This window comes from Caballeronia sp. EK (assembly GCF_014384845.1).
Classification (GTDB): Bacteria; Pseudomonadota; Gammaproteobacteria; order Burkholderiales; family Burkholderiaceae; genus Caballeronia; species Caballeronia jiangsuensis.
Genome location: NZ_JACSUE010000034.1, coordinates 1 through 9025, shown reverse-complemented (window position 1 = coordinate 9025; position 9025 = coordinate 1). Strand labels below are relative to the sequence as shown.

Genomic DNA, 9025 nt, shown 5'->3' with positions numbered 1-9025 from the left:
TCGACGCTCGATATCACGGCATCTGCTACTGCAAATTCGAGGACCAGGCGGTGCTGCGACCGCTTTGACAGGAGCGTCGGTGGCCACTCTGCACGAACTGATTCCAACCCCGCAGCAAAGGTACGAGTTGCTGTCCAGCGTTCGTCATCTACTCAAGGAGCAAAACTATGGCTGGCGATACTGCATACAAACCGGGCGAGCGCGTGAAGGTGTCTGGCATCTATTCCGTCGTTCACGACGACGGCAAAGATACGTTCGAAGTTACGTGTGTTGAGGGCGAACACTTTCCCCCAACGCGAAGCGGCAAGGGAGCGCATTTCGAATTGAAGTACGCCGCGACTCATGCCCACAAGCACGACGAGTTGAAGGGCACGGAAGCTCGAAGCTAGCTCCCCAGAGGACTTTCGGCGCCTTCTGCGTTTGACCGCGTGCAGCGACGGTCCAGAACCCAGATTCTCATGGAAGTCTGCAACCAAAAACCATCTTTTGAAGAGATATATTGTCTTGGGAGTTCGTATGTCTGACCATGTTTACAAACTGCTCGAAATCACCGGCTCTTCACCCGAGTCATCCGATAAAGCAGTCGAGGTTGCGCTTGAGAAAGCTTCGGTGACCGTGAAGAACATCGAGTGGTTTCAGGTGACAGAAACCCGAGGTCATATGGAAGGCGGCAGGATTGCGCATTGGCAGGTAACCCTGAAAGCAGGGTTTCGCGTGGACGACTGAAGTGCCGTCGTAGGGACGGAGCGACCAGCTGAATCAAATCTACGGCAGTCGCTTCATCGCTTGGGTCAGCGATTGTTTTGTCGACCAGTATTCGGCCCATGGGTCACCAGTATGGAAGCTCAGATACTCGCGCGCCGTTTGCACGGTCCACTGAGCGCCGCTCTTGAGGTCGGCAAGTTGTTCCCAAGAAACTGGCATCGAGACGCCCATACCTGGTCGAGCGCGAGCAGAGAAGGCTGCAGCAGTTGTTTGCCCCTTCCCGTTGCGCAAGTAGTCGACATAGATTCTTCCAAGCCGATTCGACGGTCCAGAAATCGCAGAGAAGCGTTCGGGAATCGTCTTCGCGAGATGCGCAACGAATGTCTTTGAGAATGCCTTGACTGTCGCATAGTCCAACCGCGGAGCAAGCGGCACGACCACATGTAGGCCCTTACCGCCGCTTGTCTTCAACCACGCTTGCAAGCCCAACTCCGATAGCAGCAAGCCGACAAGTTGAGCGGCTTCCTGGACGTGACTCCATTTAACGCCTTCGCCCGGGTCGAGGTCGAAGATGACCCGGTCGGGCGCATCGAGGCGCCGGACTACCGAGTTCCATGTATGTAATTCGACGGTATTCATCTGCGCGGCGGACAGCAGCGCGTCGACGGTGTCGACCGTCAGCAACGGTGGATGCTTTGGCCACAATTCTCGGTCATGCGCTTTAAGCCCAGGCATCGCGGTGCGTTCAGCGTGCTTTTGGAAAAACAGATTGCCGGCGACACCATCAGGTGCGCGCACGAGGGCAACGGGCCTGTCTTTCAGGTGGGGCAATATCCGCTCTGCGACGCTGGCGTAGAACCGGACAAGGTCAGCCTTCGTGACCGACGCTGACGCGTCAATCACGCGCTCAGGGTGCGTTATCTTCAGTTGAGGAAAAGGCTCAGAGGCCTGCGTCGTTCCGCCTTCTCGGACTACGCCACGAGCGTCCTTATCGAGACGCAAGCCTATGAACGACGCTTGACGAATCACTTCATCGGCGGTCCACTCAGTGAACTCGACCTCCGCGACTAGGATAGGCTTTACCCATCTCTCACTCCCCGCTGCGCGCTTTGACCATCGACCCGGTTTCTTGAGGGGCGTGTTGAAGGGTGTTGCGTCGACTTCGAGCGGCGTAAGTTGCTTCCAGAGGTCGCGCGCAGTCTTCGAATCCCAACCAGTTCCGACGCTCCCCGCGTCATGAAGCTTGCTTCCAACGTAATATCCGAGCAGCAAGCTGCCGACCTCTCCGTCGTTGCCGCCACGCGCCGTCATGCCACAGATAACGAGTTCCTGTCTCAGCCGAGGTTTCGCTTTCAGCCAAGTTTGCGTACGCCCCGACTCATAGACTGCATTGCGCCGCTTGAGCATCAGTCCTTCCAAACCAAGCCCTGTCGCAGCTTCGAATATCTGCGCTGGCGGAGCGTCAAAGTCCTGGCTGTACAGCAGCCGCTCTCCTGCGGTTTCAACAATCGGTGCAAGCAACGCACGCCTTGACCACAGCGGCACTTTTCGGAGGTCTTTGCCGTCAAGGAACATCACGTCGAAAAGGAAGTAGAGGATGTCCTTGTTCGATTGCCCATCAACCGCGTTCTGAAGCGCGGAGAAACTCGGGATACCGTTTTTCAACACGACGATTTCGCCGTCCAGCCATGCGCTGGATAGCTGTAATTCTTTGAGTTCGGCTACGAGCAGCGGGAATCGAGTTGTCCAATCATGACCGTTGCGGGTAAGGAGCTTCACTCTCTTCTTGTCGACTCGAGCTAACAGGCGGTACCCATCAAGTTTGGACTCCACTATCCACTCGCCGCCTGCTGGCAGTGAGGGCGCGAGTGTCGCAAGCTGCGGTTCAAGCTTAGCCGGCAGTGACGCCATCACTGCAGCTGAGAGGTCAATCTCCGGAGCTTCAGCGCGCGAATTCCGAGGACTGCGCGGTTCGCGCTCTTCGACGGGTCCAAGGGGATTCGCGATAACGCTGTCGGGGAGTGCCTTGATGACGTCGTATTCGGCGAGCGGACGCGCCCACTCATCGCGTTTCTTGAACATCATCCACTGGTCGGCCTTGTCTCCAGGCTTTGATATACGCACCAGCTCCCACAAACCGGCGAGCTTTTCACCGTGCAGACGAAAAATCAATTTTCCTGCTTCCATACCCTTGTGAGAATCTCCGACCGGCTCCCACGTCCCACGGTCCCACACAATGACCGTTCCTGCGCCATATTGCTTGGGAGGGATGGTTCCCTCGAAGCTAGCGTAATCGATAGGGTGGTCTTCAACGTGCACCGCCATCTGCTTCTTGGCCGGGTCGTAGCACGGCCCTTTGGGAACAGCCCATGACAGCAGCACGCCGTCATGTTCGAGCCGGAAGTCGTAGTGAAGGTGGCTGGCCCAATGCTTTTGCACAACAAAGCTGCGGCCCTGATTCGGCGTTCCGTTTGCCACACTCGCTTTCGATGCAGACGGCTCAGACGTGGCGTCAAAGTCGCGCTTATTACGATAGCGCTCGAGCGGCGTCGCCGCCGTAGTTTTGCGGGATGAAACCATCTCGGTTTCCCTCGTTTCGATGATTTGATACTGCAAATCGCGTGCCGTCAAACGACGCGTGGGCCCTAGGACCGCGCTTCAGGGGGTATGTCGCCTCCATCCGTCTACGACACTGGCGTAGATTTGACCAAAGCCCATGGCTCGGTTGGCGGACATGGCTCGGCACGTGTAGTGCTATTCTGACCATCCCGCGGCCCGCAAGTCGCGGTTGATGACTCGCTCATCTGGTTACGTCAGGCGAATAACGCCGCCGTCTAGGAGAAGCCCATGGTCGCCCGTTCGATTGCGTCGCTCTCTCTTTCTTTCGGTCTGGTCTCGATTCCGGTCCGACTCTACTCAGCGACGGAAAGCTCATCTGAGGTGCGGTTCAACATGCTCGCGCCAGACGGCTCGCGCGTGAAGCAACAATACGTTTCCGAGAGCACGGGCAAAGTGGTCGAGCGAAGCTCGATGCAGAAGGGGTACCAATTCGAGAAGGACCGCTACGTCGTTTTCACCGGCGACGAACTGAAGGCGCTGGAGGAAGGCGCGAGCCACGTTGTAGAAATCGTGTCGTTTGTTCCTGAAAAGTCCGTCGACCCGCTCTTCTACGACAAGGCGTACTTCATCACTCCCGACAAGCGCGGTGGCAAGCCGTACAGCCTTCTACAGGAGGCGCTTTCCCGAACTGGCCGTTGCGCGTTGGCGAAGTGGGCGTACAAGGGAAAGACTCGCATTGTCCAAGTCCGCCCGACCCCGGACGGCATGGTCTTCCAGCAGCTTCTGTTTGCAGACGAAGTCCGGTCTCTCAAAGACCTCGATATCGAACATGCCGCGGTGTCCGAATCGGAACTGAAGCTTGCGGTGCAAATCATCGAGCAGGGTGCCGAGGACAACTACGATGCATCAGCATACGAGGATGAAGAGAAAAAGCGCGTCCTGGCTGCCATCGACCGCAAGATTGAAGGCAAACAAATTGTTGCGCCCGAGGCTGGCGAAGCTGCACCGACTGGCGAAGTGATTGACTTGATGGAAGCGTTGCGCGCTAGTCTCGCCAAGAGCGGCGAGAAGGCAAAGCCCACAGAGAAGCGGAAGACCGCGTCGAAAGCTGTGGAGGAACCGGTGGTTCCGAAGACCCGCAAACCTGCCGCACGAGCGCCAAAGGTTGCCGCCGAAACTCCGGCGAAGGTGCGCGCCCGAAAGTGAGCAAGCGCGACGTATCGCACTACGTTTCTCTCGCCAAGCTTCAATCGATGCTTGGCGTGTCGCGCGGCGTCGTCGATGGACTCATCGAGTTAGGTCTCGTGACGCCTACCCGAGGACCTCGCAATGCCTTGCGTTTCACGTTCCAGGATATCGTCCTTTTGCGCACGGCATTGCAGTTGCGGACGGCGAAGACCACACCGCGCAAGCTGCGAGAGGCGCTCGCCCGACTCAAGCGCGACCTTCCTGACGAGCTTCCGTTGTCAGGCATCCGCATCGCTGCGGAGGGAGACGCGATTGTCGTCAAGACAGGGCCGTCGCGGTGGGACGCGGTAACAGGTCAGATGCTGCTCGACTTCGAAGTGGCCACGGTCGGAGGCGACGTCGTTCTCTTTGACGCGACGCCTGAGCGCAAGAGCACAGCAGCTGCTCAGGCACAGGAGCGCTACGAATTGGCTGAACAATTGCTGGCGGCTGACCCGGACGCTGCCGAGCGGAACTACAGGCGCGCCATCGAGCTGTCTCCCGAGCCCTTTTACGCTGCGTACGTCGACCTCGGCGCTTTATTGTGCGAGGACGAACATCAATGCGGTGAGGCGCTGCGCGTGTTCGACCAAGCGCTAGAGCATTTCCCGACCGATGCAGTGCTGCATTTCAATCGAGCGGTGGCGCTCGACTCGATGGGGCGACTCGATGAGGCAAGGAGGAGCTATGAGCAGTGCCTGGCGCTTAATCCGGATTACGCCGACGCCCATCATAATCTCGCCATCCTGTTAGACAAGGGCGGCGACCGCCGCGGTCTAATTAGACATTTGAACGCCTATCGACGATTGAGCAATTAAGTCGGCCGGGGCTTGCCTCCTTGACAAGACAATCAAGACCAGAAGGGTTGCAAGCCCTTGGGTATGAACCTTGCTTGGACTCCCTTGGGTATGAACCTTGCTTGGACTCAATAGTTTTTTGGAGTGGCGCTATGCCAAAAATATCCTCTCGGCGGGCCAAAGTCGTTCTGTTTGCCAGCCGCCCAATAGTGAGCGCGGTCGCCGGAAAAAATGAAGAAGATTACGCCATCTACGCCTCGTATCGACCGCACCTTAAGGGTTTTATCGGCGTTCTAAAAGTCGTGCGACTGACCGATGCGCGTCTACTCTATCCTTTTGACGGCGCTGATGAAATTGGTCCCTTTTCCACCCAAGCCGCAGCTCGAGCAGCAGCGGTTCAGCGAGGCGGCGATATTGTGCACGGTGACCTGCGAACTCCAGAACTATAACCATCGTCGCAATCAAGAATAGACATAGGGGGAGAAGTGACCGATACGGCGCGCCGGCGTTGTCGTTTCTTCATAACTGTCATCAACACGACCGCGAGTCTTGAAGCTCGAAGGCATCGACGCGAGACTGACCGCAATGAGCGCGTTGGGTTACGAGTTAAAAGCTGTCGTGACGCCGTCGAACAATCTGTAGCCTGAGGATGGCCTGTTGATTTGCACCCGAGACTGGCTCATTTTTTGACGCGGACTTTGACTTTGTTGCCCTCATGAACGTGCTTGAATTCCATGGCATTGCCGGCATACCGACGTTGGTGAGTGGACCGCGGTTCAGAGTAACCATGCCCTGGTGGCGGGGTCGACTTTCGTCACTTCTTCGTCGGTGAGAGCGTACTCGACGACACGCTCGAAAGTGAAGACGACCAAATTTGATTGAGGCCACGCTTGAGGCTAGCACTAGTCCGGTTCCCATCCGTTCAGGCGCAAACTACCCATCCTCGCCGGTCGTCGAGCGCAAAGCACCTTTCGGTAATCTTTGTCCCCGCACAACAACGATAAGCCCATGATGGTGTGGCGGTAGCCGTTGTCCGCATGGCAGCAATTGCTTACCCGAATCCGAATTAGACCAAGTAGACACTTTCTGGAGTCGAGAAATGAGTACCGAATTTGCTGAGTCTGACACTCGAAGCCGCGGGTACGAGCCTTGGCTGGCGGCCGGCAGCCCGGAAGGGCATGACGACAATTTCTGGTATGAAGCGAGCGCTAGTGCTTAAAATCGAAACTGCGTGTTGCGCAGCGACGTTCCGAGGAGTATTAATCATGCATCTAGCAAGAGACGGCCCCCGCGCCGGCGATGAAGATAGCGCTGAATTCGGTCCGCGCCAGGATGACCTGTTCTTTGCCGCCGTGACAACGACACGTACGCCCATGCTGGTTGCGGACGCGCGTCTCCCCGACTATCCAATTATCTTTGCCAACGATGCGTTCCGGAGGCTAACGGGCTACAGCGACTCCGAAATATACGGCCATAACTGCCGGTTCCTGCAAGGTCCCGATACAGACCTAGTAGTGCTCAATGAGCTCCGTATTGCCTTATCAGAGAAACGGGAGTTTGCCGCCGAGGTCCTCAATTACCGAAAAGACAAGTCAACCTTTTGGAACGAGCTGTTCATTTCGCCGATTTTCAACGAAGAAGACGAGCTCATATACTTCTTCGCGTCGCAAGTTGACGTGAGCCGCAGACATGAGGCTGAGGAAGGATTGCATCAAGCTCGGAAGATGGAGGCGCTGGGACAACTGGCCGGAGGCGTTGCCCACGATTTCAACAATCTTCTGCAGGTCATGGTGGGATATGTGGACCTGCTCGACTTGAGCGTCAAAATGGCTGCCGGAGATGAGCAGCTACTAAAAAATATCGCGAAGATTCGTGGCGCAGTCAAAACCGCATCGTCTTTGACCCAACAATTGCTTCTTTTCGCGCGAAAGCAGGTAGTCGTTGGTCGTGCTGTCAACCTCAACAGAGTTTGCGACGATTTGCTTGAGCTCGCGCGGCAAACGCTTGGAGCCACAGTTTCGGTTCGAACCGACTTTGCGAGCAGCCTCCGGAATTGCATTCTGGATGTGGCGCAGTTTGAAATGGCAATTCTTAATATCATTCTGAATGCTCGGGACGCATTGAATGCTCGACCTGATGCGCGAGTGCTGCTGCGAACAGCCAACTTCGAGGTAACGAAGGACGAATTGAAAGGGCCGGTCGACTTGCTAGAAGGACACTATGTAACGCTGTCAATTGCAGACAATGGAGTCGGGATGCCGCCGGAGGTTGTCGAAAAAGTCCTCACTCCGTTCTTTACGACCAAAGGCCAAGGAAAAGGTACGGGCCTTGGTTTGAGCATTGTTGCGGCTTTTGCACATCAAACGGGCGGCACAATCACCGTATCTTCGGAAGACGGCGTGGGCACGACGTTGACGTTTTATTTTCCGGCACTTGAGACACGGCAGGAGCCGCAACCAGGCGTCTCCAACGTACTTCGCCAGACAGGGAGCGAGAAAGTCCTCATTGTGGATGACCGCAGGGACGTCGGCGAGGTTGCCGAAGCGATGCTCAGCGAGTTGGGCTATTCGACGAGACTAGTGTTGAACGCGGAGGACGCCTTGACCATACTGGGTTCAGGCGAAGAGTTCCACTTGCTTTTTACGGACCTTGTCATGCCGGGCATGCTGACCGGCGTTGGGCTGGCGCGTGAAGCCAGGCGCCTGAGACCAGACCTCCGAGTGCTCGTAGCGACTGGATATGCTCAGGCTGTGGTGGACGAAACTGATGTCAATGGCGCGCGGTTCAAAGTCATTCACAAGCCATACAGACAAGCAGACTTGGCGCGTGAGGTTCGCCAAGTGCTCGATGATGTACGTCGGCACTAGCGCTTCAATGCGTGAAGAAACGTGGGTGGCCGCCAATCAGGCCATGTAGTGCCTAAGCAGGGGGAAGTAAAGTCGCCGAACTGAAAGGTCTGCGCGAAACCCATGGCAAACAACAACAAGTTTGCGAAGGTAAAATTCGCGCTGTCTGAAATAGCTACGCGTGATTATCCGTCAGGCTACCTCCAATGTACGGAACCCGCATTGGCGTGCGGGCTCCGATGTTTCACTTAACAGCCTCTCCCACTCCGAGGTCGGCGCCAGTTAAGGGGTCGGCCGTGGTATCGGACGCGGTGCGGGATGCCATGGCCCGCAGCACGTCGGCATCGTCCGCGGTCACGTTAACCATCGCCAAGCCGTCGCCGCCGTCTACTGCCGGCTCAGGTGCTCCGACAAACTCCCAATCGGGTCCCTCATTCCACGGGCCCCGCGGAGATTCGTCGCCGCTCGACATCTTGTAGTAGACACTGGTGAACTCCGGCACACCAGGTAGCTTTCCCTGCGGAAAATTCGGCTGTATCGAGTGAAGTGCTTTCTCGAATGACTTCTGGTGTGCGATTTCCCGGGTCATCAGGAATCCAAGCGTTTCTTTGATGCCTGGGTCATCCGTCACGTTAATTAGCCTTTCGTACACAATCTTGGCTCGCGCCTCCGCTGCAATATTAGAGCGAAGGTCCGCCGTCGGCTCCCCAATGGTGTCAATGTACGCTGCAGACCAAGGAACTCCTGCTGAGTTCGTGAGTGCCGGACCTCCGTAAGCGGCTCGCCTAGGCCGTGTGTAGAGGCGTGCGCGCCTGGGCGCAGGATTGCCTCAGGTGGAGCGGCTAGATATCTTGATGTGGTGAACTTGCCGCTGCGTGCAGCTTCTCGGCC

At 56.8% G+C, this 9025-nt stretch carries 8 protein-coding genes and 1 pseudogene; 7 read left to right on the top strand and 2 right to left on the bottom strand.

Annotation, left to right across the window (positions count from 1 at the left end; all coding sequences use genetic code 11):
• Positions 1–167: 167 nt before the first annotated feature.
• Both IAG25_RS39700 and IAG25_RS39695 read left to right on the top strand, forming a co-directional pair.
• Positions 168–389 (top strand): hypothetical protein, encoded by a 222-nt coding sequence (locus IAG25_RS39700; RefSeq protein WP_075583920.1) that lies wholly within the window; start codon positions 168–170, stop codon positions 387–389.
• Positions 390–516: 127 nt separating this feature from the next.
• Entirely contained in the window at positions 517–726 is a 210-nt protein-coding gene (locus IAG25_RS39695) for a dodecin (RefSeq protein ID WP_062255542.1), read from the top strand.
• Between the two features lie 39 nt (positions 727–765).
• Here the strand turns inward: IAG25_RS39695 and ligD are convergent, their stop codons facing one another.
• A complete protein-coding gene (gene ligD, locus IAG25_RS39690; RefSeq protein ID WP_187609733.1) occupies positions 766–3285 on the bottom strand; it encodes a DNA ligase D in 2520 nt (839 codons plus the stop codon).
• 267 nt (positions 3286–3552) lie between these two features.
• Between ligD and ku the strand changes: the two genes are divergently transcribed.
• The 5 genes from ku to IAG25_RS39665 all read left to right on the top strand — a co-directional run bounded on the left by ku (position 3553) and on the right by IAG25_RS39665 (position 8155).
• Entirely contained in the window at positions 3553–4470 is a 918-nt protein-coding gene (ku, locus tag IAG25_RS39685; RefSeq protein ID WP_187609721.1) for a non-homologous end joining protein Ku, read from the top strand.
• Positions 4467–5309 (top strand): tetratricopeptide repeat protein, encoded by an 843-nt coding sequence (locus tag IAG25_RS39680; protein WP_187609720.1) that lies wholly within the window; start codon positions 4467–4469, stop codon positions 5307–5309. Before ku ends, IAG25_RS39680 begins: the two co-directional genes overlap by 4 nt.
• Positions 5310–5440: 131 nt before the next feature.
• The gene (locus IAG25_RS39675) at positions 5441–5737 is read left to right on the top strand and encodes a DUF6723 family protein (protein ID WP_187609719.1); all 297 of its coding nucleotides are present in this window, start codon (positions 5441–5443) and stop codon (positions 5735–5737) included.
• 650 nt (positions 5738–6387) lie between these two features.
• Positions 6388–6507, top strand: a complete 120-nt coding sequence (locus IAG25_RS42420) for a DUF2934 domain-containing protein (RefSeq protein WP_187609718.1) — start codon at positions 6388–6390, stop codon at positions 6505–6507.
• 46 nt (positions 6508–6553) lie between these two features.
• Positions 6554–8155: a histidine kinase famiy protein gene (locus tag IAG25_RS39665; RefSeq protein ID WP_187609717.1), complete on the top strand. Its 1602-nt coding sequence runs from the start codon at positions 6554–6556 to the stop codon at positions 8153–8155.
• 223 nt (positions 8156–8378) lie between these two features.
• Here the strand turns inward: IAG25_RS39665 and IAG25_RS39660 are convergent.
• Positions 8379–8906: pseudogene (locus IAG25_RS39660) on the bottom strand (manganese catalase family protein); the annotation flags it as partial.
• Between the last annotated feature and the right edge of the window lie 119 nt (positions 8907–9025).

What these genes read in the sequence shown, in the direction of transcription:
- IAG25_RS39695 (WP_062255542.1), top strand. Translation starts at nt 517, where the DNA reads ATGTCTGACCATGTTTACAAACTGCTCGAAATCACCGGCTCTTCACCC.
- IAG25_RS39700 (WP_075583920.1), top strand. Translation starts at nt 168, where the DNA reads ATGGCTGGCGATACTGCATACAAACCGGGCGAGCGCGTGAAGGTGTCT.
- ku (WP_187609721.1), top strand. Translation starts at nt 3,553, where the DNA reads ATGGTCGCCCGTTCGATTGCGTCGCTCTCTCTTTCTTTCGGTCTGGTC.
- IAG25_RS42420 (WP_187609718.1), top strand. Translation starts at nt 6,388, where the DNA reads ATGAGTACCGAATTTGCTGAGTCTGACACTCGAAGCCGCGGGTACGAG.
- IAG25_RS39665 (WP_187609717.1), top strand. Translation starts at nt 6,554, where the DNA reads ATGCATCTAGCAAGAGACGGCCCCCGCGCCGGCGATGAAGATAGCGCT.
- IAG25_RS39675 (WP_187609719.1), top strand. Translation starts at nt 5,441, where the DNA reads ATGCCAAAAATATCCTCTCGGCGGGCCAAAGTCGTTCTGTTTGCCAGC.
- ligD (WP_187609733.1), bottom strand. Translation starts at nt 3,285, where the DNA reads ATGGTTTCATCCCGCAAAACTACGGCGGCGACGCCGCTCGAGCGCTAT.